This window comes from Paenibacillus sp. FSL F4-0087 (assembly GCF_038020215.1).
Lineage (GTDB): Bacteria > Bacillota > Bacilli > Paenibacillales > Paenibacillaceae > Paenibacillus > Paenibacillus taichungensis.
In genome coordinates this window covers 5107267-5133970 of sequence record NZ_JBBODJ010000001.1, presented here as the reverse complement: position 1 = coordinate 5133970, position 26704 = coordinate 5107267, and the positions used below count along the sequence as shown (strand labels likewise).

The following is a 26704-nucleotide window of genomic DNA, read 5'->3' as shown; positions in this document are numbered from 1 at the left end:
AGAGACATGTGTCACCAGCAGTACTATTGATACATCGCCAACAACACATCGCCCAAAACTTCATTTCAGGCAAGTGAAAGCAGACACATACCTTAATGAACTTCAATTACAGGTAAAGAGCTTCTATGATGTGGCATATGTATGAAGATTTCCGGAAGTAACCGGATTTCTCCCTGCACAGGAAATGAATTCGTCAAAAACTGTACAGCAACACTCCTGCGGAATGCGGCCCCTAAAGACTGCACCCTCTCCTTCTCCCATCCAGACTATACTGTCGGTTCTGGAATTACACCAGATCAGCCATCTGCCACAGGCAGACGGGTCACGGACTTTGCATCAATGCTGGATAGATATCCTCACATACTGCATCACCGCCGGTAGGGAATTGCACCCTGCCCTGAAGGATTCGTTGCGTTATTAATTGGATGTTAGCACTTTAACGTCAAAAAATCAATTGTTTTTTGTTCCTTTTTGTCACATACTAACTTTTAATAAGCTTAAGTGTAAACAAAAACCGCTTCGCTAATTGCGAAACGGTTTACATACAGTTATTGATTAAGCTTCTACTACTTCAACAGTTTCCATTTTGTCGCGACCTTCGAAAGCGTCTACGAACTCCATACCTTTGGTTACTTTACCAAATACAGTATGTTGTCCATCCAAATGTGGTTGCGGTTGGTAGCAGATGTAGAACTGACTTCCGCCTGTGTTACGGCCTGCATGTGCCATAGCCAATGTTCCACGCTCATGTTTGTTCGGGTTGATTTCACAGTTGATTGTGTAACCTGGGCCGCCTGCACCGGAACCGTTAGGGCATCCGCCTTGAGCTACAAAGCCCGGAATAACACGGTGGAATACAAGACCGTTGTAGAAACCGGAGTTAGCCAGTTTCTCAAAGTTTGCTACTGTGTTTGGAGCTTCTTGATCGAACAAATCGATTACAACTTCTCCGCCGTTTGCCATTTTGATTTTCGCTTGTTTCGCCATATGTAAATGACTCCTTTCGTATTGACCATCGTTAATGGTGCCAGAACGCATGACCCTGGGCCAAGCTTTATAGCACTTTTCTTAGTGTACACCGAAAATGGATTGATCGCAAAATAATCAGCAAGATTTTTTCAAAATCCGGCCCTCAAGATGCAAAAGAAGACAAAAAAGAGTGTCCTTTTTTGTCTTCTTCATATAGAACTCCGCTATTTGAACTTAAATTAACGGGTAACTGGCTGTTTTGCAATACGCTCAGGTACCAGATCATTCTGGATGATGTCCTGATACGTCTCACGGCGTACGACAACATCCCCTTGACCGTCTTTGACAAATACAACTGCCGGACGACGAATCCGGTTATAGTTGCTTGCCATGGAGTAGTTGTAAGCACCGGTGCAAGCTACTGCGAGCAGATCGCCGCTTTGCACTTTGGGCAGGTCCAAATCCCAGATCAGCATATCACCGCTCTCACAACATTTACCAGCAACAGATACCGTTTCCTGAGCTGCCTCATTTGCACGGTTTGCCAATACAGCTTCATATTTGGACTCATACAGAGCTGGACGTGGATTGTCTGTCATTCCACCATCCACAGCTACGTATTTACGAACCCCTGGAATATCTTTGCTTGTTCCAACCGTGTAGAGTGTTGTTCCGGCTTCACCTACGATGCTGCGGCCTGGTTCAACCCAGATCTCAGGCACGGCATAGCCGATTTGAGCAAAATGATTTTTTACCGCATCCGTGATCGCTTTCACGTATTGTGAAACTTCAAGCGGTGTATCTCCATCAATATAGCGGATACCGAAGCCACCACCCAGATTAACCACTTTGAATGCCACGTTAAGACGCTCATACACAGCTGCTGCAAACTCAGCAACGCGTTGAACTGCCATTTGGAAACCTTCAACTTCGAAAATTTGTGATCCGATGTGTGAATGCACACCGAGTAAAACTAAGTTCGACTGTTTGGAAGCCAATTCAATGGCTTCAAATGCGGTTCCGTTTCCGATATCGAATCCAAATTTGGAATCCGTTTGTCCTGTCGAAATATATTCATGCGTATGCGCTTCAACACCAGGCGTCACACGCAGCAAAATGTTAACTTTGCGATTTTTGTCTGCGGCTACAGCTTGCAACAAATGCAGTTCATTGAAGTTATCTACAACGAAGCAGCCAATTTCTGCATCAAGCGCCATTTCGATCTCTTCCAATGTTTTGTTGTTGCCGTGGAAGTGAATACGCTCTGCCGGGAAACCGGCTTGTAGTGCCGTGAACAATTCACCATCGGATACTACATCTAAGGAAAGTCCTTCTTCCGCAGCAAGGGCACACATGGCCATTACGCAGAATGCTTTACTTGCATAAGCAACTTGGAAACCCAGGCCTGAAGCACGGAACGCTTCCATGTACTCTCTGCAACGCTCACGAACTAATTGCTCGTCCACAACATACAGGGGAGTTCCAAATTGTTCTTTCATGACGGTAGTATCGACTCCGCCAATTTCCAGATGTCCCTGTGCATTTATTTTACTTGTACCATGTAAATACATATCTGCATTCCTCACTTTTTATATACTGGAACAGCTGTTATTCCAATGATTTTACACCAGTATATCAAATTAGTGAATGAGAAGAATGGATTTTTCGGCAGATCATTTGTGTTTTTTACTTTTTTGCAATTCCCCGTCCGGATCACTGTCCATTTTGGTATTGTCACGCGTTTTGTTGATCGAAGGACGTTTTTTATTCTCCAACAGTGGCAAACGAAATAAAAAGTTACCCAAAGCCTTTGCATTAAACGGTATGAATGGCCAGAGATACGAAGAGTTGTAGGAGCGATGCAAGGTGAGCGCCACAATAATGAACGTCGTCCCGACAACGAAGCCGGGAACCTTGAATATCGCCACAGCAACGAGCAAAAACAACCTGACCAACCGATTCGCCAAACCAAGCTCATAACTGGGTGTTGCAAACATACCAATGGCGGCAATCGCCATGTAAAGTACAACTTCATTCACAAAATAACCTGTTTTCACGGCGATATCTCCGACCAAAATGGCCGCAATCAAACCCATGGCCGAAGCGAGTGGCGTCGGGGTATGAACTGCTGCCATCCGCAATAAATCCACCCCGAATTCAATAAGCAGGAACTGCAGAATCAGCGGAAGCTGTGCATTCTCGTGAGGGCCGATGAACTCCATTCCTGCTGGCTTAATGGCAGGGTCAATAACCATCAGCAACCACAACGGCAACAGGAAAAGTGAAATCAGAATACCTCCAAATCGTACCCAACGCAGATAGGTTCCCATAAAGGCGGTCTGTCTGTTCTCTTCCGCATGCTCACATAGGTCAAAAAAGGTCGTGGGCAGAATCATCACACTGGGTGAAGTATCTACAAATACAACCACCCGTCCGTCCATCAGATGGGAAGCTGTCACATCCGGTCGTTCCGAATACCGAACCAACGGATACGGGTGCCAACCCTTGTTAATAATCGCTTCTTCAAGCTGCTTATCGGCAGCAGGGATACCGTCGATATTTACTCGTTTGATTTTTTCACGAACGGAATCTACCTGAACCTTGTCCACGATATCATCAATATACACAACACAGACATCCGTTTGCGATCTGCGTCCGACCTGCATAATTTCAAACTTTAATCCAGGGTCCCGTATTCTTCGGCGTACTAACGCCACGTTGGTCAGAAGTGTCTCTGTAAACCCGTCTCTAGAACCACGGACCACTCTCTCCAGCGAAGGTTCCTCTGGTGAGCGTACCGGATAGCTGCGGGTATCCATAACAATAACGGAACGATCCCCTTCGACGAACATGGCACTCATGCCTGTGAGGACCTTGTTAATGACAGCACTCATTTTCTCCACTCGCTCAACTTGAATATGAGGAATGTAGCATTCGAAATACGACTTCAGTGCATGTCCAGACACTTGCTCCGGTGTAAGATACGTTAATCTTTTTAACACTTCGAGCAAAATTTCATCCTTCGCAAATCCAGTCAGCAGCAGTAATCCAACGTGTTTGCCGCCCAAGACCATTTCCCTCATATTCACATCAAAGGACTCCCCAAGTCCCAACACTTGTTGAAGCGTATATCTGTTATCACTCATGCGAGGGGAAATATCGTCGTTTTCCTGCCAATATTCTACTGATTCCTCGATACTGTCAGACATTTCATTTTGCTTCTTTTTTTCGTAAGCCTTCTTTTCTTCTTCCTCCTGAATCTCATAAGGAGATTTATGCATCATCTCTTCGGATGTTGCTTCGCTGGAGTTATGCCCGTCGTTGTCTGATCTTACGTCCATTTCCCATCCTCCTTAGGCCAAACGTTTCAACGCTGGTATACAAAAAAGTCAAACAGGGAGCCTGTCATCTTCCCCAAAATCATGGCAAGCAGCAATCCAAATAGATACGATTTCATGCCCAGTCGTTTCGCCAGCACTGGCAGTACATTCAACACTTCTGTGAGTGCCGCAGCAAGCAGACCGATGAACACACCGCAAAACAGTCCGATGATCGGGCTCAGCAACACCGCTCCATGCACCTTCCAGTGCCAAAAATCCGCAACGGTACCGAGCAGCGAACCTCCGATCAAGGCCCCTTCATACCAATGGGTTTTGTCATAGGTTCGCGTAAGCTGAGCTAGTCTTGGGATCATATCAAGCACGAGAATAAGCGCAATCACACCACTTCCGACCGCGATCCCCCCCGCAATACCCAGCACAATGCTGATTGCTCCGTTAAGAACGCTCATCCGCATTCATCTCCCTGCGTTCCTCTTCATGCATACGTTCGGTTTCTTCAATCACCACATACTTGTCTACATTTTGCTGATATAGGAACATTTCCACCTCCAAAGGGGTAGGTTCTTCATTCCACTTTTTCTTGAATAAATGATTAAAGAACACGGCCATGCCAAATCCTATCCCGATTGAATACGCCACCTGAAACAGATACGGATGCTCATCCCGGCGGCCTGTAATCATCTCTACAATTCGAATCTGAACTTCCTGCATGTTTACGTCAGCATGAAAATTCATAATGGTCAACGCTGATCCAAAGAAAAGCAGCAGCCACACCAGGATAAACAGGGATTTGGAAGGTTTGCCACTTCCCGCAACTACCTCAACAAGCGTATGACCCGATCCGATCAATTCAACGGTGACATCTGGTAAGGCCCGACGGATCTGAGGGATGATCTGCAATATATCAATGAGGATCAGATTGCCATCCTCCGGTCCGGGGCGCAGCAATTCAAGTTCAAGCAGCCTTCCTTCCTTTTCTTCGGGAGAGGTGAGTAAGTGAGCTACATCTCCAAGCTTTACACTTCGGCCCCTTTGGATACGAATACGGCTGCGCAATCGAACATAGACCGTTGGAGTGGGTGTCAGGGACATCCGGAACACTCCTTTACTGCGTAATTTAGGTTAGTATTTGAAGAATGTGCAAATTTATTACATTCTGGTTGGAAAAAGGTTTTGTAGACACTGAGGGCGCTTCGGGATGGATCGGCCATCGGTCGCTGTTGCTCTCAGGTTAGTAAGAGAACTACACGCAGGCACTCCAGCTGCAGACCAACCTTCCGATCGCTGTTGTCTCCAAATTTTCTTGATTGATTTCTACTAGTGTAGAAATTCGGAGACAAAGGCGAACGCTTCGCTTCTTCAGGTTTAATCTGCCGCCTGCGTTGCTTGTGTGTATCCTTAGACGAACCCTCACGCTTCGCTCCTTTGTCCGATTCCATCCCTCCGCTGCATGGGTCCCTTTTTTCCAAAGGACTGAAATAAATATGCTGGAAGGCTGTAGTAAGAGAAATAATAGATGGTGAATTTAGACTTTATTTTTTCACAATCCTTTTGTTAAACAAACAAAAAAAAGCCGCTATTATAGCGACTTACTGAGAAGAGAAGATTTTATAAGATCTTATGAATTGTCTGGTAAGAAACTTGGGGGATCAGGTATCTTTGGGGAAATAACGCATGTACAAAAACAATAGCCATGATTATCAGCAGCGCGGATAACAATACCTTCATTTTCACTGCTCAATAACCCTCCTTATTCCTCAACTCCATTTCTCTTCTGAACTTTAACGGGGTGATTTGCATGATTTTGCGAAACTGATTAATAAAATAGCTTGTGCTATTAAATCCAACTTCATAAGCAATTTCGGTTATACTGCGTTCCTGGAGTTGCAACAGCTCCACGCTCTTTTGGATGCGATAATCGATTACATACTGCATAGGGGTTGTCTTCAGCATTTGCTTGAAATAACGGCAGGTTTCCGAGCGACTTAACTGACCCGCCCTCGCAATATCCTCCAATTTGATTGGTTCAGCGGAGTGCAGGTGAATCCATTCAACCATGTCCTTCATTCGCCTGCTTCTAATGATTTCGGATGGATCATATTCCAGCGCGTATCCGCTTGTAATCAGATGTTTCCATATCGTTAAAAGGCTTGAAGCCACATTCATTTCGTAAAATGGAGCCTGCTCATCCAGGTCCTTTTTAACATGCCGAATGGCGTTCAGGACTTGGGCTCCCCAGGGAACTTCCCTTTTGATATGAAGATAAGGTAAATTGGTTGCTGAGATATAAGGATGAACGTACTTCAAATATAACTCGGATGGTACAACAAATTGCGGAGAGACATTTAGACAAAGATAAATACAATTATCCTTCTCCCCCCGTTCTTCCGCCATGTGCATACAACCACTGTTGATAAACAGCCCGTCGCCTTGTGGCACAACGATCTTTTGATCATTTACATAAAAAAGAGCTTCGCCCTGGACAACCAAAACAAACTGCAATTCATCATGCCAGTGCAAAGGAATATGCCCGTGAACATTGCGTACAATTGTGGTTTCATAACACGCAACAGGCAGAGTAACTGTACGATGCTCCGTTAGTTCCCTCCCGTTTTGATCAATCCTGAATTCTACTTTAAGCATATTTTCTCATCTCAATATAATGATATTTATCTGTGCGATATTGATATTATTATAGCCTATTACGTTTTAATATAGCACTATTCTTATATTTAAGGTGAGGACGTTATTCATGAAAATATCTATTCAAAGATCCAGAAAATCAGGCCTCTTCTTCGTTCTTACAGGAGCGATATGCTGGGGCATTGGTGGAACGGTTTCACAAAAACTGTTTCAACAATACGGAATCGAAGTCAACTGGTTTGTAACGGTACGACTGCTGATTGCGGGTATACTGCTGCTGACGGTTCAATCCTTTACTACAAGGCGCTCGCAAATTTTCGATATGTGGAAGCAGAAAAAAACAGCCTTGCAGCTAATCACTTTCGGATTATTCGGGATGCTCGCTGTTCAATATACGTACATGGCGTCTATTCAACATGGCAACTCCGCAGTGGCGACATTACTTCAATATCTGTCACCAGTCATGATCATGGTCTATATGATCTGGAGAAAACAGGCTACTCTGACCAGAAAGGATGTTATATCAGCGATTCTGGCTCTGAGCGGGTGTTTTCTTCTACTGACTAATGGTTCTCTCTCCCAATTGTCTGTGCCTTTACCCGCAGTTTTGTGGGGATTGTTATCCGGAGTTGCCGCTGCCTTCTATACCATCTACGCCGTGAAACTGATTGAAAAGTTTGATTCACTCGTCGTAGTCGGCTGGGCAATGATTATCGGAGGGGCTGCACTAAGTCTCATCCACCCACCATGGAAAATGGACTTTGCCAGCTTGCGTTTGGAAACCTACGGATATTTGGCCTTTACCATTATTTTAGGGACAATGATTGCATTCTGGTTCTATATCGAAAGTTTAAAAAGCCTGACAGCCAAAGAAACAAGTTTAATGGGAAGTGCGGAGCCTCTTGCCGCCGTTGGCACCACTGTTATTTGGTTACATGAGCCTTTTGGTTTATTTCAATGGCTGGGAACCGCATGTATCATTGGATTGATATTATTGTTGCAGTCGAATCGTCCCAAACCCATCCAGGCTAACGACAAATAACCTTCTTCGCATATTAACGCGCGATAGAAGGTTGTTAGTTGTCGTATATTGGTGTTTTAACACCAATATTTTTGCCTGCAATCCAAAATCACTGTGCGATCTGGTCGCGGATGGATTGAAGTATTTTTTTCTCCAGCCGCGACACCTGCACCTGGGATATACCCAGCCTACTGGCGACCTCGGACTGGGTCTGATCGCGGTAATACCGGAGGTATACAATCAGCCGTTCCCGTTCACTGAGACCGCCAATTGCTTCGTTTAGCGCCAGTTTGTCAAACCACCGTTCCTGAGACTCGTCGGCAATCTGGTCCATTAATGTAATCGGATCGCCGTCATTCTCAAAAACCGTCTCATGTATAGAGGTAGGCGGTTTGTTCGCTTCCTGCGCAAAAACAACTTCCTCCGGGGTTACCCCCAGCTCTTCAGCCACTTCCTTGATCGTGGGCAGACGGTCCAGGTTTTTGGACAACTCATCCCTTTTCTTGCGGACTTTATTCGCCATCTCCTTCAATGAACGACTGACCTTAAGGGTGCCGTCGTCCCGCAGGAAGCGCTGAATTTCTCCGATAATCATCGGGACAGCATAGGTGGAGAATTTTACATCATAACTGAGATCGAATTTATCCACCGATTTGAGCAGCCCGATACAACCAATCTGGAACAGATCTTCCGGCTCATATCCCCTGTTCATAAAACGTTGTACGACGGACCAGACGAGTCTGATGTTGCAGTTCACCAGCGTATCCCGTGCGACATGGTCACCCGACTGACTGAGCGCAATCAGCCGTTTGACCTCGGCATCGTCCAAATAGGTCTGTGAAGACTGTTTCACTTCAGCATCCATAAGACCATCAACCCCTAATTATACAATGCTTTCTTGGATTCAATCCTTTTCTTCATCTTGATGGAGGTGCCTCTGCCGGGCTCACTGCTGACTTCGAATTCATCCATGAAGTTTTCCATAATGGTGAAGCCCATGCCCGAGCGCTCAAGTTCGGGTTTGGACGTATACAACGGCTGTTTGGCCAGTTCAAGATCTTCGATGCCTTCACCGCGGTCTTCCACAATGATGGTGATCATGTCATCGCGAATCTCGGCTTGAATGGACACGACACCTTCCGGATTGTTGTTATAACCGTGGATGATGCTGTTCGTTACGGCTTCCGAAATGACTGTCTTCAGATCGCTAAGCTCGTCCATCGTAGGATCAAGCTGGGAGATGAAGGCAGCAACCGTCACCCGTGCGAACGATTCGTTCTCCGACTTGGCCGCGAATTGCAGATTCATGAAATTTGTCCCCGTTCCTTCATTCATGAGACGACCTCCAGACCCGAGAGAGCAGTTCCCTCATTTTCGTAAATCGGCATAATCTTGAACAAACCCGACATTTCCAGCAAACGATACACTGGCGGATTGACATCACAGACAACCATCTTGCCGCCTTTATTCTTAATGAGCTTGTATCTTCCCAAAATGACACCCAGACCCGAACTGTCCATAAATTGCAGATCTTTCAGGCTGAGTACCAGATGCTCGCATTGTCTGCGCTGGATGGCTTCATCCATCTGCATCCGTACCATGTCAGCTGTATGGTGATCCAGCTCCCCGGATAATCGCACAATCAGAATCCCGCGGTGATGTTCCATTTCCACATGCAAGTTCACGTTTGCTCACTCTCCTCCCTGTCTTGAACAAGGATTTCTACGTTCCCGAAGGCTTTTCCTGCCCCCCGACAAAACTAGAAGAAAACCCCTATTTAACTACAAAATATGTTCAAAGGATGTACGCAACCTGCATAAATCGCCGTTTAATCGAACAGATTGGAGGTTGTGCGTTTGAACAGCTTCCACCAGCCAGCCTTGTCCACATCCTGCGGAGCCTGAATGTCGAATTCCTTGATAACTTCATTGCCCTGGTAGACGACTAGTTTACCTACACTCTGACCTGCTTTGACCGGAGCTTTTACTTCTTTGGCCATCAGCAATTCATGACGGATCTCATCCGATTTTGCACCTTTACGCATCAGCACACTATAATTTTGTGTTGCATTCAGCGGCACTTCAGCAACTTCACCTTTTTCAATTTTCAGACTGCCCAGCAGGTCCCCTGACTTGTACAGAGGTTTCATCGTGTATTGCCCAAAAGCATAGTCAAACATCGAGGACACTTCGCTGTTGCGTGTTTTGGTATTGGGTTCGCCCAGCACCACGGAAACGACACGCAGACCATCCTTCATCGCTGTAGCCGAGAGACAAAACTTGGCTTCGGAAGTATATCCTGTTTTCAACCCATCCGCACCGGAGTAGAAACGAACTAACTTGTTCGTATTCACCAGCCAGAATGGCTTCTCGCTATCTTTACGAAGGTAGTCCTGATATGCACCAGTATATTTCGTAATTCCGGGATGCTTCAGCAGTTCACGGCTCATGACCGCAATGTCATGCGCGGAAGAATAATGATTATCTACCGGAAGGCCGTTACAGTTGGCAAAATGAGTATCCTTCATGCCGAGCTCCTTTGCCCGTTCATTCATCAGTTGTACAAAGGCTTCCTCTGAGCCAGCAATTTTCTCAGCCATTGCTACAGAAGCATCATTACCAGAGGCCATAGCAATCCCTTTTAACATATCGTCGACCGACATCTCTTCCCCAGGTTCCAGAAAAATCTGTGATCCACCCATGGATGCAGCATATTCACTCGTTCTCACTTTATCCGTCAGCTTCAACTTGCCAGAATCGACCGCTTCAATGGTGAGCAGCATGGTCATAATCTTCGTAATGCTCGCCGGAGGCAGCTGATCATGACTGTTTTTCTCAAAAATGACCGTGCCCGTATCTGCATCCATCAAAATGGCGGAGCGTGCCGACGGGGCCAAATCTGTTCCCCCCGCTGCTTTGGGAGTTTCTTCAGCCAGCGCGGTTGATGCCATCAGGGACAGCAGGATACAAAGGGTCATGAACGATGCCATTATTCGTTTCTTCACTAAGGTTACCTCCTCAAATGACTTGCTTACTGCATGTTCCATGCATGCATGTACTGCTAATCATTGTCGGCCCGATTGAAGTAAATTATTCCATGTAAAGAATGATTTCCCGAACTTTTTATGTAATCCATGTGAAACACCAAAAAACGAGCCTGAACTACTGGATGAGTGAACAGCCGTTAAGGAAATAAAAAAGGCAACCTGCCCCAATGAATCACATTAGGGTAGATCGCCTTTTCTTAATGGTCAGTTACATTTGTGGAATAACAGCCAGCACAAGGGCCAGGAACGATTCACGAACACGTTCTGTCGTCTCCATAACCTCATCATGCGACAACGGCTGGTCCAGAATGCCGGCAGCCATGTTGCTGATACAAGAAATACCGAGCACTTCCAGGCCGGCGTGGCGTGCTACGATAACCTCAGAAACGGTAGACATGCCAACAGCATCCGCACCCAACGTACGCAGCATCACGATCTCAGCTGGTGTCTCGTAGTTTGGACCAAGCATTCCTGCGTATACCCCTTCACGTACATCAAAACCTTGTGACGCGGCCGTATCCTTCGCGAGCGCACGCAGACGGCGGCTGTACGCTTCGGACAGATCTGGGAAACGCACACCCAGCGCGGAGTCATTCGGTCCGATTAATGGATTCTTGCCTGTGAGATTCAGATGATCCGAGATCAGCATCAGGTCACCAGCCTCATAAGAGGTATTCACTCCACCTGCAGCGTTCGTTACGAGCAAGGAAGTTACACCCAGTTCTTTCATAACACGCACCGGGAAGGCAGTAAGTTCCGGGCCATATCCTTCGTACATGTGGAAACGACCTTTCATCATGACGACCGGACGGCCTTTGATGGTTCCTACCAGCAATTCACCTTCATGTCCCTCTACTGTGGACACCGGAAAATGCGGAATATCCTGATAGGCGATGCTGACGCCATCTTCAATCAATTCTGCTAAAATGCCAAGTCCTGAACCTAAAATCAAACCGACTTCCGGTTTAATGGAACTTTTGCTTTGGATGTAAGATGCCGCTTCCAAAATCATCTGTTGGTTTAATGCTGTCATAAGATGTTCCCCCTTGAGTTGAAACGATCCGTCTGTATCCGCAAATGGCATCAATCAAAACTACACGCTGAAATGATGCATTCGCTTATGTATAACGGCGTTTAAATGTGTTCAATTTATTTTATCCTAAATCAGACTATTGTTCCGCTTTTTTTTGCAGATTTATATCCAAGTAGAAACTATTTTGCCCGCGGATGATGAGATTCATAAATCTCTTTCATCGTTTTGCGGCCATGATGTCCATATTGTTGCCCAGGCTGCTCCACATGACCGAGCATGTCCTGCACCGCGCGGGTATCTGCCCCACTGGCAATCAGGTGAGCGGCAAAGGAATGACGCAGCGTATGTGGTGTAATTTCACCCGAGATTCCCGCATCCATCGCTGCTTTTTTGAGCAGCTTCCAGAAGCCCTGCCGGGTTAATCTTCTACCGGATACGTTGACAAAGAGAGCCTGCTCGTCCGTATCATTTTTAATTAGCAGGTTGCGGTACTCGTTCACATAAACACTTGCCCACTCTGCTGCAGGCGCACCTATTGGCAAAATTCGTTCTTTACCGGCACCTCCACAGCGGATAAAGCGCATGCCTGGCTGTACGTCCCGCACATCCAGTGCAATCAGTTCAGATACACGAATGCCTGTCGCATACAATAGCTCCAGCATGGCCCGGTCACGCACCCCTTGCGGTGAACGGGTATCGGGGGATGCGAGCAGCAATTCGATCTCTTGGATGGTTAACACCTGCGGTGGTGTCTTGTCTGCTTTTGGAGCCTCCACATCAAACGTAGGGTCCTGTAATATGTCACCACGCCGCATCAAAAAATGAAAATAGGAGCGCAGGGATACGACGCTGCGGGCAATGGTTGCATTCGCACGTCCTGCCTGTTTCTGCTGACCTACAAACAGGATAACATGCGTCCGGCGCACCTGCTCCGCTTCCCGGATACCGTATTCTTTATCCGCAAATTCGATGAACTTGTCCACGTCCCGAAGATACGATTCCAGCGTGCTGCTCGACATCCCTTTATCCTCTTCCAAGTATAAGGCATAGGCGTGTATCGTCTGCTTCATGCACAACGCTCCTCATCTGACAGGACTGCCACACGGGCAACCTGCTTCCGTATTTGCATCCCTGGCTGTCCAGCTACTCTCCGTACCAATAAAATAAACGGAGACGCTCTGCCATTGTAGGACGTCCTTCCCCGTTACTTGGCCAAACCGTTTCCTGAAATACTTTAACCGCATTTCCTGTTGGCATCTGATATTGGTCCACAGGTGAGATCCATCCGTTGAACAAATCCAGGACATGATAGAACAGATAAACTAATGCAGCAAAAAATACGATAAATCGAATAAAACGGAGTCCTCTCCGCAGCGATATAATCATGGGTTGTACCCCTTTCTGGTTCGAATCCGACTCGTCTAGAATCAGGGTATGTTACCGAACACAAGAATATGACATTCAGGGTAAACCTCACATCACACGCTGGACCAAAAAAGCTCTCCCGTCAAAACCGCCGGTGAGAGCTTGAAGATATGCTATGTTATTCTTCGTCTTTGGGCTTCTGGTCATTTTTAGCTTTGCAACGGTAACAAATCCCATGGAAATCCAATCGGTGATCTACTACCGAAAAGTTAAATTCCCGCTCCAGTCGCTCTTCAAGCGGTCCAAGCCAGTCTTCACGTATTTCATCCATACTTCCGCATTGAACACAGATTAAGTGATGATGGTGATGCTTGGATGTATCTCCGCGTAGATCATAACGCGCTACACCGTCGCCGAAGTTGATTTTCTCTACAACATGCAGCTCACTCAGCAGTTCGAGGGTACGGTACACGGTTGCGAGACCGATTTCGGGAGCCTTTTCTTTCACGAGCATGAATACGTCTTCTGCGCTCAGATGATCTTCTTCATTCTCAAGAAGTACTCTTAAGGTGGCTTCCCGCTGGGGCGTTAATTTATATCCTTGGGACTGTAGTTGCTGCTTAATTTTATCGATCCGTGCTTCCATTTTCTCCCTCCCCCTAGGAAATCACTGCACACTGCAACTTAACCCACTTCTTTCATTATAGGGGGAGTACATAATTAAAGTCAACATTTTACACTATCACGCGCAAAGCTAAGCTGGTAGTAGCATCGGTGTGACCCAGCGCATCATCGCAGGTGTAACCCATGTTTCAAATGACGCAACCCCTAGCAGCAGTGCTGCCATAACGAGAGTTAACACCATATATGAAGCAAAAGGCTTCTGACGACCTGGCGTCCGCTGCATTAGAACACGGTTCCGAATAATGTATAAGGAAAAGGTCATGGCCGACACACTGCAAATGAGCAGTACCGGAATCACGAATAAATTATGAGGCGCAACGGAAACCAGGGCAAACAACAGCCCTTTCCATGAATACTGTCCGACAAGGTAACCCACTGTAAAACCAATGAGCACTCCTTTCAGAAAATCCAGAACCAATATGCCCGGCAGGCCGATGACCGATAAACCCAGAATGAAGATCAGGCCAACCCACTTTAGATGAAGCATGGCAATGTCCCAATAGGTTCCGGTCTCAATCACCTGTCCGCTGTGCTGTACCGTCATGAAAAAGTTACCGAGGTATCCCTCCAAATCCTGGCGTTGTTCAAGGGATAGGGCATTAACCATCAGGGCGCCAAAAATGACACCCACCAGAAACAAGACAGCCACGAATACATATAAAGAGGTTTGGCCTTTGAATGTGAAGTAGGCAGAACGCATACAGGTACGAGTCCCCTTTCCGGTTATCATGCTGCAAGGATGTCGAGTGAAATCCTCATAGTCATTCTTATGAACCGGAATGCACACGTATGACTTCTTGTCCAGATTCCAATTTCTTCTTCATGACAAAATGCCATTCCCATACCAATGATGCTAACTTCACTTTATGACCCTACCGCAAACTTCTCTACTCTGAACTTTCCTTGCTGGACACCTTTCCGTAAGTGCCCCCACCACCAGATGACAATTCCAGTTGACCATTCCGCGCAGCAACGATAAGACCTGCAAGAACTGGCCCAACGACCTCTGCAAGTTCATCCTCGCTTGTGCGATGTAATACGTTCATTTCCGTACCAAAGCGGTCCAGCAGCTGGCGCAGTTTGGCTTTTCCCAAACCCGGGATAAATTCCAAAGGTACCTGATAGTGATAAGCAGGTCGGTTTGCTGGAACATGCGGACTCTCCCGATCAGCGATTGCCATTATACGATCGAGTACACCCTGCACAAGCTTCAAACTACCACAATATGGACAACGTTCCGCCGACATCGCATGCTCGTCCATAATGCTTCCGCAGGATGCACAATAGGTACGATGGTATTTGCCGAGTCTTGGATTCAAACCGTAATTGGCTGTAATGTTTCTACCTGCTTGTCCTTTAAGTGCCATACTAAATTCGTCAAAGGAAGGCTTTGCGAGTTGCAACTCATTGTACTCTCGTCCAATCTTGCCCAGAGAATGAGCATCCGAGTTGGTCAGAAAGGGGACCTGATCCAGTTCCCGAATATAACCGGCCATGGATGAATCAGAGCTTAGCCCGAGCTCAACGGCATCGATCAGACTCGTATCCAGCACATCAGCCATACGAGGGGCTGTGCTGCCATATACGCCTTTATGCGGGGTAAACGCATGCGCTGGCACAATAAGCCCACCACGCGCCTTTATCTCGGTCTGCATCTCAAGCGCGGGTACATATACCCGCTGTGAACTCAGGTTTACATTTTTCATATAACGTTTCATCCAGTCCGTGAAGGACTTCATGGTTTTCAGATCACGGAAGTAAGCCAGCATATGGAACTCCCGCATCCCCGGCTCGCGCAGCTCTATTTCTGTACCCAGCAGGATGGTTGTGTCCTGATACGCAATGCCCCCTCCCTCAAGCTCGGACATCGTGCCGTTCTCAAGCAACTGTTCGATGTCCATCTGTACAACCGGAGAGTGACAATCAATGACACCGAGTAGATGAATTCCTTTGCGATCCGAGGCTTCTCTAGCAATGTTCTCGAAGGTCAGATCACGGCTGCCACTGATTTTAACAGCTTCTCCGCGCGAAGTTCGTCCAATGTGAATATGGAGGTCTGCATAACAAGTCTCCCACCCTGCAGACGCTACCTGTTGCTCATTCATCATTAAAACCGTCCTGTTGTTCTGTAAAGATCCCATGCATACACAGCCATCATCGTTTTGGCATCACTGATCCGATTCTGATCCATCAACTGATAAGCCTCTTCAATTGTAATCTCGGATACTTCAAGAAATTCATCTTCGTCTAAAGCCATGTCCCCTGCTTCGAGCTCCTCCGCGATATACAAATGGATGATCTCATCCGCAAATCCTGGCGAAGTGTAAAATGAACGCAGATGCCGCAGTGATTTGGCTACATAACCGGTTTCTTCGCGCAATTCACGCGCTGCTGCCACTTCAGGTTCTTCTCCTGGGTCCAGTTTGCCTGCCGGAATCTCGACTTCGGTACGTCCCATGGCTTGACGATACTGATCAACGACGAGCATACGATCTCCATTCAGCGCGAGGACAGCCACTGCTCCAGGATGACGGATGATCTCACGGGTAGCAGTCTGACCGTTAGGCAGCTTGACTGTGTCGACTTGAAGGGAAATGACTTTGCCCTCGAAGATGGGCTTTGTCGATATGGTCTCTTCGTCAAGTTTTGGATTGGCAGGATGCTTATGATTGGTTGGGTTCATCTGTTCTTCAACTCCACTTCTTCGAATTTTGATTTTCTTTATACGTATAAACCTCTGTTTTTTGGCATATGGTGAGCTTATAGAGATTTCAAACAAATATAGCAAATCAGGGGGACAACCAATGAACAGTTATTTAACACCGCAATCCGTACACGTGGTCGGACAAGCCAGACAAGTCCAGCTCATACTCAGACAATGGGTGCGTGAGTGGGGTCCAGATGCCAAATTAATCGATATGCTCGCTGGACGTAAATGATACTGTTCTTGGTCTGCAATACCCATGAAATATAACATGGTTTTGCCAAAAAGTCCGAACTCGGTTTGTACCGGATTCGGACTTTTCAGTTGAAGCATGGGGGAGTTTCACCCTCAGTCTTTTTGGATTACTTTTTACTTGCAGCCGTTTCCTGAATAATAGCCACAACCACTTCAGATAGTTTCACAATATCCTCAGCGCGGATGCGTTCTTTCGTCGTATGGATGTCCTCATAGCCTACAGCCAGGTTGACCGTAGGTATGTTGAACCCATTGAAGATGTTGGCATCACTGCCACCACCGGATGCAAACGTGCTCGTCTCCAGCCCCAGGCTCCGAATGGCACGCTGTGCAAGCTGAACAACCTCGTGTTCATCATGGAAGCCAAATGCAGGATACAGGATCTCACTGCGGAATTCAGCGGTTGCACCATATTTGCGGCATGTCGTTTCCAAAGCTTCACGCATCTGGGCCACTTGAAGTTCTACCTTCTCCTGCACAATACTGCGGGCCTCAGCCTCAATCTGCACAAAATCGCAGACGACATTCAGTGCTGATCCACCCTGGAATTTGCCGATGTTCGCCGTAGTCTCATCATCAATTCGTCCCAGCTTCATCGCTGCAATTGCTTTGGCCGCCACTTGAATGGCACTGATGCCGTCTTCCGGATTCACACCCGCATGTGCGGATTTCCCATAGATCTTCATCTGAATTTCCGCTCTGGCCGGAGCAGCCACACAGATTGTACCCACGGCTCCGTTGGAATCCAGGGCATAACCGAACTCGGCTTCAATATCCTTCGGATTCATTGCACGTGCACCAACCAGCCCCGACTCTTCACCTACGGTAATCACAAATTGAATTTTTCCATGGGGAAGGTTGTTCTCTTGAATAGCTCGAATCGCTTCAAACAAGGCGGCAATCCCCGCCTTGTCATCTGCACCCAGAATTGTCGTGCCATCACTGCGAATCCAACCGTCTTCACCCAGCTCAGGTTTAATTCCTTGTCCAGGCGTTACCGTATCCATATGACATGTGAAAAAGATTGGTGCTGCTTCTTCAGTATTCTCGGCTTCCCAGGTAACCACGAGATTACCAGCGCCATGTCCAGTTTTCTCCATGGTGTCGTCCTCATATACACTGAGGCCCAGCTGAGTAAACTGTTCTTTTAACACTTTTGATATATTTTGTTCATGGGTTGTTTCACTATCAATCTGCACCAGTTCCATAAAATGATCAATAACACGCTGCTGTTTTATCATAGGACTTTCCTACCTTTCTTCTATACGGTACAATACAATTACTATGGTCTGTTTATTTATTTGTTGAAAGGAGTTCTCTCATCATGCAAAAAAAGAAATGGTTCCGCATCATTATCTATCTCATGCTGCTCGCCATGATTGGGTCCACCCTTTTCATTGCGCTCGAACCTTTATTGTTCGGATAGAAACCTGAAGCCTTTTAACTGTCTGATTTACAGACGGGGAAGGGCTTCTTTTTCTGTAATCCAGGTAATCTCATACGGGAAAATCCGATTAAAATATGGAACGATATCGTGCGCAACCTGTTCTACAGTGTAGGTCTTGGCTGTAATATCCTCCAACGAGGTCACACCATACTGCTCAATCCCGCAAGGAACAATACCCTGAAAGCCTGCGTGCTGAATGCCCGAGGTGATATTAAAAGCAAATCCGTGACTCGTCACGAAGCCGCGCCGATGTTTACACCGATTGAACTTTACACCGATGGCGGCAATTTTTAAATCTCCAATCCATACACCTGTGTAAGAGTCTTTACGTCCCGCTTCAATACCCTGATCAGCCAAATAATCAATAATCATCTGCTCCAGACAACGTAAATAGCCATGCAAATCCAAGGCTTCATCCCGCCCAAGAACAAGTAACGGGTAACCTACCAACTGGCCAGGGCCATGATAAGTAATATCACCGCCACGGTCAATTTGAAACAAGGAGATGCCTTGCTCCCGCAGTTCGTCTTCACTGAGAAGCAGGTGCTCCGGGTGATTCTGTGAACCGATCGTATACGTCGGCGGATGCTGGAGCAACAGCATCTGTTCCGCTCCTTCTCCCTCATCCAGTTGCTGCACAATCGCTTTCTGGCGGTTCCAAGCCTCTTCATAATCAAGCATCGGTATGTACATAACATCCAGCGGCTTGCTCATGATTCCCCCACACCCTTCTGTTTCAATGTTCATTGTATAATGATGAGCATTCTATTGAAGAAAACGGGAAAAGTGCACGGCCATTGGCACATACACTTTCCCATTATCCATCTATTCAGCGCTTGGCATCATTTGTAACTCATTGAAATGATGCACTTGCTCTCTCTTAATACACGTTCGATTCCATGGTGTATCCTTCAAGATTCTCTTTTACACGTTGCAGGAACCGTCCGCTAATGACTCCATCCAGAATACGATGGTCCAGGGAGAGACAAAGGTTCGCCATGGAACGGACAGCAATCATGTCATTAATGACCACAGGTTTCTTGACGATCGACTCAAAGGTAAGAATCGCTGCCTGCGGGTAGTTAATGATAGGTTGTGACAGAATAGACCCAAATGATCCGGTATTGTTAACCGTGAAGGTTCCGCCCTGCATATGGTCCAGCTTCAACGTGCCTTCACGAGTTTTGCGTGCCAGCTCATCAATTTCACGAGCTAGGCCAGCGATGTTGCGCTGATCAGCATGTTTAATTACAGGTGTAAGTACAGAGTCTTCTGTACCCACTGCCATCGACAGGTTGATATCCCGTTTGACAATAATTTTGTCAACAGCCCAGACGGAGTTCATGATTGGGTAGTCTTTAATGGCATTGACGACACCCTTCATCATGAAGGACAGATACGTCAGGTTAATACCTTCTTTGCGCTTGAACTCATCCTTGAGTTTGTTGCGCAGCATCACCAGATTCGTCACATCCACTTCAATCATCGTCCACGCATGAGGAATTTCCGATACGCTTTGACGCATATTACGAGCAATGGCATTACGAACTGGAGTAACGTCGATGAAGTATTCGGATCTTCCCTGTCCGCCACCCTCTACTTCGATTTGCGGAATTTTCGGACTTTCGGTCAGATGTATACCGGAATGTCTCACAGGAACGCCTGCGTCGGCTGCTGGAACTGTTTCTCCGGCAGATGCGCCCAAGTCTGCATTCCCCCGATTCAATCCGCTGAAAGGAGAACCTGAAGGTGCTGCTGAAGAGACCTGCTGTCCTGCTACAGTAGAAGACTGTGCAGACGTTGCGCCCGCGTTTCCACCCTGTGCAATGACAGCCAGTACATCCTTACGTGTAATCCGTCCACCTGCTCCGGTGCCCTGAATACTCTGCAAGTTCAGACCATGTTCAGCTGCAAGGGATTGAACCGCAGGAGAATAGCGGTTACGCATCGGCTGATTGGGATCATGACCTGTTGTACTCGCTGCACCAGCAGCAGGTACGTAGTTCGCACTTTGTTGTGCATGAACATGATCACCATTCTGTTGCTGCGAAGCTTGGGTTACTTGTTCTGCTGCTTCCGCATCAGAAGCAGCTACCTGCATGCGGCAGATGGCTTCGCCAACCGCAATGGTCGTACCTTCCTCGACCAACAAATCACCCATAATTCCATCAACGGTTGATGGAATCTCTGCATTGACTTTATCCGTAATTACTTCACAGATCGGTTCGTATTGTTCAACCCGGTCACCCGGTTTTTTCAACCATTTGGCAATGGTAGCCGAGACCAGCGATTCCGCCAGCTGCGGCATAATGACCTCGATCCATTTCATACTCATTGGTTATATCACTCCAAACTTTGCTTTTAAACTATCTCACTACACGACTTAATACTCGGCGAGTGTACGCATCGCTTCCTTGGCTTTATCCTTGCTCAGCATATAGAATTTCTCCAATGTTGGGCTAATCGGCATTGCCGGTACATCTGGTCCGCAGAGACGCTGAATCGGCGCATCCAGCTCGAACAGACATTCTTCACTGATGATAGCCGCAACTTCCGCTCCTACACCACCAGTTTTATTATCTTCATGCACAATCAGCACTTTGCCAGTCAGACGAGCGGATGCAATGATGGCTTCGCGATCAAGTGGCTGCAATGTGCGCAGATCCAGTACATGGGCAGTAATGCCTTCCTCACGCTCCAGCTCTTCGGCAGCCTGCATGACAAAATGAAGTGGCTGGCTATAACCGATAACTGTAATATCTGCTCCTTCGCGAAGCACGTTGGCTTTACCAATTGGAACGATGTAATCATCTTCCGGCACATCTTCCTTGATCAGCTTGTAGCATTTTTTATTTTCAAAAAAGAGAACCGGGTCCGGGTCGCGAATAGCTGCTTTGAGCAGTCCCTTCGCATCGTATGCCGAGTATGGAGCTATAATTTTCAGACCTGGTGTGCCAAAAAAGATCGATTCCGGACATTGGGAGTGATACAGCCCACCAAAAATACCGCCGCCAATCGGCGCACGAATAACAATCGGGCAACTCCAGTCATTGTTGGAGCGATAGCGAATTTTGGCCGCTTCACTAATAATCTGATTTGTTGCAGGCAGCATGAAATCCGAATATTGCATCTCGGCAATAGGTTTCATACCGTACATCGCAGCACCAATAGCTACACCTGCAATCGCTGATTCGGACAACGGTGTGTCCATGACACGCATTTCGCCGAACTGATCCTGCAACCCTTTGGTTGTAGTGAACACACCGCCTTTAACCCCGACATCTTCACCAAGGATAAAGACATTTTCATCCCGCTCCATCTCTTCTTTCATCGCGAGACGGATTGCATCAATATATTCCATAACCGCCATACTTACCGTCCCCCTTCTTCGCTGTCCGCATAAACGTGCGTCAGAGTGTCCTCAGGTTTCGGATATGGCGCGTTGTCTGCGTATTCAGTCGCTTCTTTCATTTCCAGCGCAAGCTGGGAAGCCAGATCCGCATCCCGGGCTTCGTCCCAGATGCCGCAATCGATCAGATAGTTCTTCATGCGAAGCACGCCGTCCTTCTTCCAATTCTCTTCAACCTCTTCCTTGGTCCGGTATGCCAGATCATTGTCGGAAGTGGAGTGTGGAGACAAACGATACATCATCGCTTCAATAAGTGTAGGTCCTTCACCAGCGATTGCGCGGCGACGAGCTTCTTTGACTGCACCATATACTTCCAGCGCATCGTTTCCGTCTACACGCAGTCCCGGGAACCCGTAACCTAGTGCACGATCCGATATTTTCCCACTCAGCTGCTTGTGAATTGGCACCGAGATGGCATACTGATTGTTCTCACACATAATGATCACAGGAAGTTTATGAACACCTGCGAAATTGGCACCTTCGTGGAAATCTCCTTGGTTGCTTGACCCTTCGCCAAAAGTTACAAAAGAAACGAACTCTTGCTTCTTCATTTTGGCAGCCAATGCAAACCCTACAGCGTGCGGAACCTGTGTCGTAACTGGACTGGAGCCCGTTACAATCCGCAGCTTTTTGTGACCGAAGTGACCCGGCATTTGCCGTCCGCCACTATTCGGATCTTCCGCCTTCGCAAAAGCAGACAGCATCAGCTCACGTGGAGTCATGCCAACCGCCAGTACAAAGCCATAATCGCGGTAATACGGTAAATAATAATCGTGATCCCGGTCCAGACCGAATGCAGCGCCTACTTGCGCAGCTTCCTGTCCTACACCGGATACGTGAAAGTTAATTTTGCCGGCCCGCTGTAAGAGCAAGCAACGCTCGTCAAACTTGCGTGCGAGCAGCATGTATTTGTACATATCCAATACTTCACCATCGCTAAGTCCCAGCTGTTCATGCCGATGGACCGCGTCTGCAGTACCTTTTGAACTCATATGAGGTACCTCCTTTTAATCAGAGCCTATGCCCGTCTTACTACCCGATCTTATAACCTGGTACTAAGACTTGGCTTAACCTTATTATAATCCCATTTACCCAAAAAAGGAAAGGACCTTTCTCATAAGCCTGTCCGGCTTACATTCCAATCGATTTTCCGTCTACTGCCAACATGGCTTCACCCATGATTTCCGATAAAGTAGGGTGAGGATGGATCGTCTGTCCCACTTCCCAAGGTGTGGCATCCAGCATTTGAGCCAAAGAGGCTTCAGCGATCAGTTCCGTCACATGGGTACCGATCATATGTACTCCCAATATATCATTCGTCTTAGCATCCGCGATTACCTTCACGAATCCATCCCGACTTCCATAAACCAAAGATTTTCCAATCGCCTGGAACGGGAACTTGCCTGTCTTCACTTCATAACCACGCTCTTTGGCCTCGCGCTCCGTGAATCCGATACTCGCTGCTTCCGGACGAGTATAGACACAGCGCGGGATTCGATGTGATTCGACGGCATGTACCGTTTCACCCGCCAGATGATTCACTGCCAAAATGCCTTCATGACTCGCTGCATGTGCTAGCTGTAATCCGCCGATGACATCGCCGATTGCATAAATATGTCCCTCACCCGTTTGAAGATGTTGATTCACGGCAATAAATCCGCGTTCGAGTTTGATATCTGTATTTTCGAGTCCGATATTTTCGACATTGGCCTGGCGACCAACCGACACCAGCATCTTGTCCGCTTTCAGGGTCTCTTGCTTCTCGTCCCCCAGCTTGACATCAATCTGAATACCGTCTTTCTGTATGCTATATGTCTCTGTCAGAACGCTAGCGCCTGTTAGGAAGCGAACACCGCGTTTCCCAAGCAATCTCTGCATTTCCTTGGCTACATCTTCATCCTCTGCTGGCAATACATGAGCAGCAGCTTCAACAACTGTAATTTCGACGCCAAAATCATTCAGCATGGAGGCCCATTCGAGGCCAATTACGCCACCACCAACAATGATCAGAGATGCTGGTAATTCATCCATTCGCAAAGCCTCATCACTGCTCATGATGTATCGGCCGTCTGGCTCAAGACCTGGCAGTACCCGTGGGCGAGACCCGGTAGCAATAATGAGGTTGGTTGGCACAACCGTATCCATCTCGCCATCTTCAAACTCGACAGCCACAGCACCGCTCTGAGGGGAGAAAATGGAAGGTCCGATTACGCGCCCTTTGGCGTGTACGACCTGAATTTTATTTTTTTTCATTAAATACTGCACACCTTGATGAAGCTGCTCCACAATTGCATCCTTGCGCGCCTGAACCTTCGGAAATACAAGTGTTGCTCCAGCAGTTTCAATCCCATACATTTCGCTCTCTTGTATCTCAGCGTACACTTCCGCACTTCGCAGCAACGCCTTGCTCGGAATACAGCCACGATGCAGACAGGTGCCCCCTAGCTTATCCTTCTCGATAATAACAACCTGTTTTCCTAACTGTGCGGCACGGATGGCAGCAACGTACCCTCCCGTTCCTCCTCCAAGAATGGCAACATCACATGTAATTGGCATCTTTAATGTTCTCCTCTATCCATATAATTTCAATACAATTTCAATATATTTGTAAGATGATGATTCAAATGATTCTCTTTCTCATAGACGTTATCTATATTCCATTGTACTCCCCTTGAGCAGTCAACTCAAAATTTGACCCTGAAACGCATGGACAGCTTCTGAAAACCAAGCTATGATGGAATCAGGTATGACCTGTAAGCGCAACCTTTATTTTACGTCAACCTCAGGCAGAAGGAGTTTAATGGTGATGAATACTAGACTGATCTTTGCACGATTCGTGGCGATTATTGTTCTGGTCATTCCCGGGTTAATGGCAATGAAGGGTTTTCTAATGATGAAGGACGCCCTTTTCCTGTATTATGCCGAGCATGGGAACGAGCAGATCTCACCAGGTTTTCAATGGCTCTCCTTTGGTGGAGGACTTGTCCTGTTCGCCGCAGGCATGAGTTTTCTGGGAGGCTGGATTCTGTTCCGTGACCGCAAGCGTAATTATGTAGGACCCCGTTTTCGTTCAAAAAACACACCATCAGCCGACAAAGCAGAGACGCCCGGTACGACTTCCTGAGTCCGGGCTTTTTGTCATTTCTTCTGGCTCCGCAACATTTCAACATCCCAACCTTACATCTGCCTTTATATGCGTTACTTGATCAGGTATAATGCTTATTTATTCAAACAGGTATTTTGCATAAATTCAGAGTTAGTATCTTGAATATGCACAATGCCCACTCTTCCATAGACAGGATGGATCAACATGGTCTCGTTTATCATTACACTAAAAAGATTGCTTAAAGGCATTTTCCATGCCTTCAAGGACCAGAAGTTCCTGGCTCTGTTTGTATTAACTGCGGCGACACTTCTCTCGGGCACGTTATTCTATACTCGTGTTGAAGGTCTGCACTGGATTGATGCCCTCTACTTCTGCGCAGTAACTCTAACAACGGTGGGACATCCGGATTTTGTACCATCGACCGGATTCGGCAAGGCATTTACGGTCATCTATATGTTTGCAGGTATCGGCCTCACCTTCGCCATGATTGCCAGAATTACAGCAGGTATTCTATTTCCCCGCAAATTGCAGACAGAAGAGAACCCGGAGTAATCTCCGGGTTATTCGTATAATGCATCCCGCAGCTTGGTAGACATGCGCGACTCTTTGGAAGAGGACTTCAGAATCGTTCTGCGCAACGTCAGATTACTGGCTTGCAGCCGCTCCGCTTCAGCGAACAAGTCTGCAAACAACGCCTGCGTAGCTTCGTCAAGGACTGACTGCCCTTTTAAACGTTCATATCGCTCTTGTAATTCGGATAATGCTTCACTCATCGTTAACCCCTCTTTTCAATCGCTCCTGGCTTATGCACTACACTGCCGTAACCAACAGCTTAACAATCCATATAGTAACACAAAGCTGCTTAGATTAGTTCTGGCTCTTACTAAAGATTTTGTGGTACTCTGTAATGGTCGCTTTTTTTTGTTGAATCCCGCATGTGAGAGGAGTAGCAGAACTGTGCAAACAGGACGAATTACCGTAATTACAGGACCTATGTTTAGTGAAAAATCCGGTGAACTCATTCGCCGTTGTCAGAAATTAATTCAATTTGGCCGTAAAAAGGTCGTTGCTTACAAACCTGCCGAAGATGATCGGTTTGCCCAAGACGAGATCGTTAGCCGTATCGGCTATCGTCTGCCTGCCCATTCCATTCCCCGGCAATTGACCCCGGAATCCGTAGAAATGATCCTGACTCAGACCAAAGATGCTGATGTTGTTGCATTTGATGAAGTGCAATTTTTCAGCAGTGCCATCATGGAACTGGTCTCCGAGCTAGCCTACTGTGGCAAACATGTCATTGTGGATGGACTGAATATGGATTACCGTGGCAAGGAATTCGGATATGTAGGCGGTTTGCTCGCCATGGCTGATGACATTGAGAAACTGTCGGCATTCTGTGCCGTATGCGGAAGCCCGGATGCGGCTTTCACCCAGCGTATCGTTAATGGAGAGCCTGTAACGCTTGGACCAGTCGTCATGATTGGCGATTCAGAAGCTTATGAGCCGCGCTGTCGCTGCTGCTTCATTCCTCCTCACAAAGTTGAATGCTGAGCTGATTCAGTTATTCAATATTCAATCTATAGGTTCTGAACGGCGGTATCTGCTGCTACAGGTTTCCTGAGATTTCAAAAAAAGCCCCTGTGGGCTTTTTTTATTATAACTCCTTTTTACCAGCATGCCC

30 protein-coding genes and 1 riboswitch are annotated in these 26704 nt (G+C 47.1%); of the genes, 6 read left to right on the top strand and 24 right to left on the bottom strand.

Translation table 11 applies throughout. From position 1 onward, the window contains the following. Positions 1-245: 245 nt before the first annotated feature. Positions 246-409: riboswitch (FMN riboswitch) on the bottom strand. 146 nt (positions 410-555) lie between these two features. From MHB84_RS23600 to MHB84_RS23575, 6 genes are all read right to left on the bottom strand, one after another. Next, positions 556-987, bottom strand: coding sequence for a peptidylprolyl isomerase (locus tag MHB84_RS23600; RefSeq protein WP_024630947.1), 432 nt, complete (start codon positions 985-987; stop codon positions 556-558). Positions 988-1208: 221 nt separating this feature from the next. Further along, positions 1209-2540 (bottom strand): diaminopimelate decarboxylase, encoded by a 1332-nt coding sequence (gene lysA, locus MHB84_RS23595; protein WP_076291913.1) that lies wholly within the window; start codon positions 2538-2540, stop codon positions 1209-1211. 102 nt (positions 2541-2642) lie between these two features. Continuing rightward, positions 2643-4253 (bottom strand): spore germination protein, encoded by a 1611-nt coding sequence (locus MHB84_RS23590; protein ID WP_099858268.1) that lies wholly within the window; start codon positions 4251-4253, stop codon positions 2643-2645. 83 nt (positions 4254-4336) lie between these two features. Further along, positions 4337-4765 (bottom strand): stage V sporulation protein AB, encoded by a 429-nt coding sequence (locus tag MHB84_RS23585; protein ID WP_076291911.1) that lies wholly within the window; start codon positions 4763-4765, stop codon positions 4337-4339. After that, a complete protein-coding gene (locus MHB84_RS23580) occupies positions 4746-5402 on the bottom strand; it encodes a stage V sporulation protein AA (RefSeq protein WP_076291910.1) in 657 nt (218 codons plus the stop codon). The genes MHB84_RS23585 and MHB84_RS23580 overlap by 20 nt, the downstream gene beginning before the upstream one ends. A gap of 645 nt (positions 5403-6047) precedes the next feature. Further along, positions 6048-6953 carry an AraC family transcriptional regulator gene (locus MHB84_RS23575; RefSeq protein ID WP_076291909.1) on the bottom strand — a complete coding sequence of 302 codons (906 nt, stop codon included), beginning with the start codon at positions 6951-6953 and terminating at the stop codon, positions 6048-6050. Positions 6954-7062: 109 nt separating this feature from the next. Here MHB84_RS23575 and MHB84_RS23570 point away from each other — a divergent pair, with 109 nt between their 5' ends. After that, positions 7063-7995, top strand: a complete 933-nt coding sequence (locus MHB84_RS23570) for an EamA family transporter (RefSeq protein WP_076291908.1) — start codon at positions 7063-7065, stop codon at positions 7993-7995. 88 nt (positions 7996-8083) lie between these two features. Here MHB84_RS23570 and sigF read toward each other — a convergent pair whose 3' ends face one another. The 11 genes from sigF to MHB84_RS23515 all read right to left on the bottom strand — a co-directional run bounded on the left by sigF (position 8084) and on the right by MHB84_RS23515 (position 16785). After that, on the bottom strand, positions 8084-8839 hold the full coding sequence (sigF, locus tag MHB84_RS23565) for an RNA polymerase sporulation sigma factor SigF (protein ID WP_076291907.1): 756 nt from the start codon (positions 8837-8839) through the stop codon (positions 8084-8086). 14 nt (positions 8840-8853) lie between these two features. Next, entirely contained in the window at positions 8854-9309 is a 456-nt protein-coding gene (spoIIAB, locus tag MHB84_RS23560; RefSeq protein ID WP_062324397.1) for an anti-sigma F factor, read from the bottom strand. Next, the gene (gene spoIIAA, locus MHB84_RS23555) at positions 9306-9659 is read right to left on the bottom strand and encodes an anti-sigma F factor antagonist (protein ID WP_036663380.1); all 354 of its coding nucleotides are present in this window, start codon (positions 9657-9659) and stop codon (positions 9306-9308) included. The genes spoIIAB and spoIIAA overlap by 4 nt, the downstream gene beginning before the upstream one ends. Positions 9660-9802: 143 nt before the next feature. Beyond that, the gene (locus MHB84_RS23550) at positions 9803-10924 is read right to left on the bottom strand and encodes a D-alanyl-D-alanine carboxypeptidase family protein (RefSeq protein ID WP_246318228.1); all 1122 of its coding nucleotides are present in this window, start codon (positions 10922-10924) and stop codon (positions 9803-9805) included. A gap of 304 nt (positions 10925-11228) precedes the next feature. Continuing rightward, positions 11229-12053 carry a purine-nucleoside phosphorylase gene (locus MHB84_RS23545; protein ID WP_076291905.1) on the bottom strand — a complete coding sequence of 275 codons (825 nt, stop codon included), beginning with the start codon at positions 12051-12053 and terminating at the stop codon, positions 11229-11231. Positions 12054-12232: 179 nt separating this feature from the next. Next, positions 12233-13123: a tyrosine recombinase gene (locus MHB84_RS23540; RefSeq protein WP_076291904.1), complete on the bottom strand. Its 891-nt coding sequence runs from the start codon at positions 13121-13123 to the stop codon at positions 12233-12235. A 73-nt stretch (positions 13124-13196) separates the two neighbouring features. Beyond that, complete coding sequence (locus MHB84_RS23535; protein ID WP_024630960.1) at positions 13197-13439, bottom strand: DUF4227 family protein; 243 nt, start codon at positions 13437-13439, stop codon at positions 13197-13199. A gap of 157 nt (positions 13440-13596) precedes the next feature. Then, complete coding sequence (fur, locus tag MHB84_RS23530; RefSeq protein WP_063565729.1) at positions 13597-14064, bottom strand: ferric iron uptake transcriptional regulator; 468 nt, start codon at positions 14062-14064, stop codon at positions 13597-13599. 108 nt (positions 14065-14172) lie between these two features. Continuing rightward, the gene (gene spoIIM / locus MHB84_RS23525; protein WP_076291903.1) at positions 14173-14802 is read right to left on the bottom strand and encodes a stage II sporulation protein M; all 630 of its coding nucleotides are present in this window, start codon (positions 14800-14802) and stop codon (positions 14173-14175) included. Between the two features lie 187 nt (positions 14803-14989). Further along, positions 14990-16210 (bottom strand): endonuclease Q family protein, encoded by a 1221-nt coding sequence (locus tag MHB84_RS23520; protein ID WP_076291902.1) that lies wholly within the window; start codon positions 16208-16210, stop codon positions 14990-14992. Further along, the gene (locus MHB84_RS23515) at positions 16210-16785 is read right to left on the bottom strand and encodes an NUDIX domain-containing protein (protein WP_076291901.1); all 576 of its coding nucleotides are present in this window, start codon (positions 16783-16785) and stop codon (positions 16210-16212) included. The genes MHB84_RS23520 and MHB84_RS23515 overlap by 1 nt, the downstream gene beginning before the upstream one ends. 121 nt (positions 16786-16906) lie before the next feature. Between MHB84_RS23515 and MHB84_RS23510 the strand changes: the two genes are divergently transcribed. After that, positions 16907-17041, top strand: a complete 135-nt coding sequence (locus MHB84_RS23510; protein ID WP_143764840.1) for a Z-ring formation inhibitor MciZ — start codon at positions 16907-16909, stop codon at positions 17039-17041. Between the two features lie 127 nt (positions 17042-17168). Here MHB84_RS23510 and MHB84_RS23505 read toward each other — a convergent pair whose 3' ends face one another. Beyond that, the gene (locus MHB84_RS23505) at positions 17169-18302 is read right to left on the bottom strand and encodes a tripeptidase T (protein WP_076291900.1); all 1134 of its coding nucleotides are present in this window, start codon (positions 18300-18302) and stop codon (positions 17169-17171) included. Between the two features lie 83 nt (positions 18303-18385). Here MHB84_RS23505 and prli42 point away from each other — a divergent pair, with 83 nt between their 5' ends. Then, positions 18386-18487 carry a stressosome-associated protein Prli42 gene (gene prli42, locus MHB84_RS23500; protein WP_090810668.1) on the top strand — a complete coding sequence of 34 codons (102 nt, stop codon included), beginning with the start codon at positions 18386-18388 and terminating at the stop codon, positions 18485-18487. Positions 18488-18514: 27 nt separating this feature from the next. On the opposite strand, the gene lipB is transcribed toward prli42, so the two are convergent. The 5 genes from lipB to lpdA all read right to left on the bottom strand — a co-directional run bounded on the left by lipB (position 18515) and on the right by lpdA (position 24473). Further along, on the bottom strand, positions 18515-19222 hold the full coding sequence (gene lipB, locus MHB84_RS23495; RefSeq protein ID WP_076291899.1) for a lipoyl(octanoyl) transferase LipB: 708 nt from the start codon (positions 19220-19222) through the stop codon (positions 18515-18517). Positions 19223-19388: 166 nt separating this feature from the next. After that, complete coding sequence (locus MHB84_RS23490) at positions 19389-20843, bottom strand: dihydrolipoamide acetyltransferase family protein (protein WP_076291898.1); 1455 nt, start codon at positions 20841-20843, stop codon at positions 19389-19391. A 48-nt stretch (positions 20844-20891) separates the two neighbouring features. Further along, entirely contained in the window at positions 20892-21878 is a 987-nt protein-coding gene (locus MHB84_RS23485) for an alpha-ketoacid dehydrogenase subunit beta (RefSeq protein WP_024630968.1), read from the bottom strand. Positions 21879-21880: 2 nt separating this feature from the next. Then, positions 21881-22909: a thiamine pyrophosphate-dependent dehydrogenase E1 component subunit alpha gene (locus MHB84_RS23480; protein ID WP_063565722.1), complete on the bottom strand. Its 1029-nt coding sequence runs from the start codon at positions 22907-22909 to the stop codon at positions 21881-21883. A 139-nt stretch (positions 22910-23048) separates the two neighbouring features. Further along, complete coding sequence (lpdA, locus tag MHB84_RS23475; protein WP_076291897.1) at positions 23049-24473, bottom strand: dihydrolipoyl dehydrogenase; 1425 nt, start codon at positions 24471-24473, stop codon at positions 23049-23051. A 244-nt stretch (positions 24474-24717) separates the two neighbouring features. Here lpdA and MHB84_RS23470 point away from each other — a divergent pair, with 244 nt between their 5' ends. Further along, positions 24718-25041, top strand: coding sequence for a DUF2627 domain-containing protein (locus MHB84_RS23470; RefSeq protein WP_076291896.1), 324 nt, complete (start codon positions 24718-24720; stop codon positions 25039-25041). Positions 25042-25227: 186 nt separating this feature from the next. Further along, positions 25228-25575 (top strand): potassium channel family protein, encoded by a 348-nt coding sequence (locus MHB84_RS23465; protein WP_024630972.1) that lies wholly within the window; start codon positions 25228-25230, stop codon positions 25573-25575. A gap of 8 nt (positions 25576-25583) precedes the next feature. On the opposite strand, the gene MHB84_RS23460 is transcribed toward MHB84_RS23465, so the two are convergent. After that, positions 25584-25796, bottom strand: a complete 213-nt coding sequence (locus tag MHB84_RS23460) for a hypothetical protein (RefSeq protein ID WP_076291895.1) — start codon at positions 25794-25796, stop codon at positions 25584-25586. 184 nt (positions 25797-25980) lie between these two features. Here MHB84_RS23460 and MHB84_RS23455 point away from each other — a divergent pair, with 184 nt between their 5' ends. Then, a complete protein-coding gene (locus tag MHB84_RS23455) occupies positions 25981-26574 on the top strand; it encodes a thymidine kinase (protein WP_024630974.1) in 594 nt (197 codons plus the stop codon). Positions 26575-26704: the final 130 nt, after the last annotated feature.

Bases quoted from the DNA above. Each gene is read 5' to 3' on its own strand.
- MHB84_RS23600 (WP_024630947.1), bottom strand. From the start codon at position 987: ATGGCGAAACAAGCGAAAATCAAAATGGCAAACGGCGGAGAAGTTGTA.
- lysA (WP_076291913.1), bottom strand. From the start codon at position 2,540: ATGTATTTACATGGTACAAGTAAAATAAATGCACAGGGACATCTGGAA.
- MHB84_RS23590 (WP_099858268.1), bottom strand. From the start codon at position 4,253: ATGATGCATAAATCTCCTTATGAGATTCAGGAGGAAGAAGAAAAGAAG.
- MHB84_RS23585 (WP_076291911.1), bottom strand. From the start codon at position 4,765: ATGCGGATGAGCGTTCTTAACGGAGCAATCAGCATTGTGCTGGGTATT.
- MHB84_RS23580 (WP_076291910.1), bottom strand. From the start codon at position 5,402: ATGTCCCTGACACCCACTCCAACGGTCTATGTTCGATTGCGCAGCCGT.
- MHB84_RS23575 (WP_076291909.1), bottom strand. From the start codon at position 6,953: ATGCTTAAAGTAGAATTCAGGATTGATCAAAACGGGAGGGAACTAACG.
- MHB84_RS23570 (WP_076291908.1), top strand. From the start codon at position 7,063: ATGAAAATATCTATTCAAAGATCCAGAAAATCAGGCCTCTTCTTCGTT.
- sigF (WP_076291907.1), bottom strand. From the start codon at position 8,839: ATGGATGCTGAAGTGAAACAGTCTTCACAGACCTATTTGGACGATGCC.
- spoIIAB (WP_062324397.1), bottom strand. From the start codon at position 9,309: ATGAATGAAGGAACGGGGACAAATTTCATGAATCTGCAATTCGCGGCC.
- MHB84_RS23550 (WP_246318228.1), bottom strand. From the start codon at position 10,924: ATGGCATCAACCGCGCTGGCTGAAGAAACTCCCAAAGCAGCGGGGGGA.
- MHB84_RS23545 (WP_076291905.1), bottom strand. From the start codon at position 12,053: ATGACAGCATTAAACCAACAGATGATTTTGGAAGCGGCATCTTACATC.
- MHB84_RS23540 (WP_076291904.1), bottom strand. From the start codon at position 13,123: ATGAAGCAGACGATACACGCCTATGCCTTATACTTGGAAGAGGATAAA.
- MHB84_RS23535 (WP_024630960.1), bottom strand. From the start codon at position 13,439: ATGATTATATCGCTGCGGAGAGGACTCCGTTTTATTCGATTTATCGTA.
- fur (WP_063565729.1), bottom strand. From the start codon at position 14,064: ATGGAAGCACGGATCGATAAAATTAAGCAGCAACTACAGTCCCAAGGA.
- spoIIM (WP_076291903.1), bottom strand. From the start codon at position 14,802: ATGCGTTCTGCCTACTTCACATTCAAAGGCCAAACCTCTTTATATGTA.
- MHB84_RS23520 (WP_076291902.1), bottom strand. From the start codon at position 16,210: ATGATGAATGAGCAACAGGTAGCGTCTGCAGGGTGGGAGACTTGTTAT.
- MHB84_RS23515 (WP_076291901.1), bottom strand. From the start codon at position 16,785: ATGAACCCAACCAATCATAAGCATCCTGCCAATCCAAAACTTGACGAA.
- MHB84_RS23510 (WP_143764840.1), top strand. From the start codon at position 16,907: ATGAACAGTTATTTAACACCGCAATCCGTACACGTGGTCGGACAAGCC.
- MHB84_RS23505 (WP_076291900.1), bottom strand. From the start codon at position 18,302: ATGATAAAACAGCAGCGTGTTATTGATCATTTTATGGAACTGGTGCAG.
- prli42 (WP_090810668.1), top strand. From the start codon at position 18,386: ATGCAAAAAAAGAAATGGTTCCGCATCATTATCTATCTCATGCTGCTC.
- lipB (WP_076291899.1), bottom strand. From the start codon at position 19,222: ATGAGCAAGCCGCTGGATGTTATGTACATACCGATGCTTGATTATGAA.
- MHB84_RS23490 (WP_076291898.1), bottom strand. From the start codon at position 20,843: ATGAGTATGAAATGGATCGAGGTCATTATGCCGCAGCTGGCGGAATCG.
- MHB84_RS23485 (WP_024630968.1), bottom strand. From the start codon at position 21,878: ATGGCGGTTATGGAATATATTGATGCAATCCGTCTCGCGATGAAAGAA.
- MHB84_RS23480 (WP_063565722.1), bottom strand. From the start codon at position 22,909: ATGAGTTCAAAAGGTACTGCAGACGCGGTCCATCGGCATGAACAGCTG.
- lpdA (WP_076291897.1), bottom strand. From the start codon at position 24,473: ATGCCAATTACATGTGATGTTGCCATTCTTGGAGGAGGAACGGGAGGG.
- MHB84_RS23470 (WP_076291896.1), top strand. From the start codon at position 24,718: ATGGTGATGAATACTAGACTGATCTTTGCACGATTCGTGGCGATTATT.
- MHB84_RS23465 (WP_024630972.1), top strand. From the start codon at position 25,228: ATGGTCTCGTTTATCATTACACTAAAAAGATTGCTTAAAGGCATTTTC.
- MHB84_RS23460 (WP_076291895.1), bottom strand. From the start codon at position 25,796: ATGAGTGAAGCATTATCCGAATTACAAGAGCGATATGAACGTTTAAAA.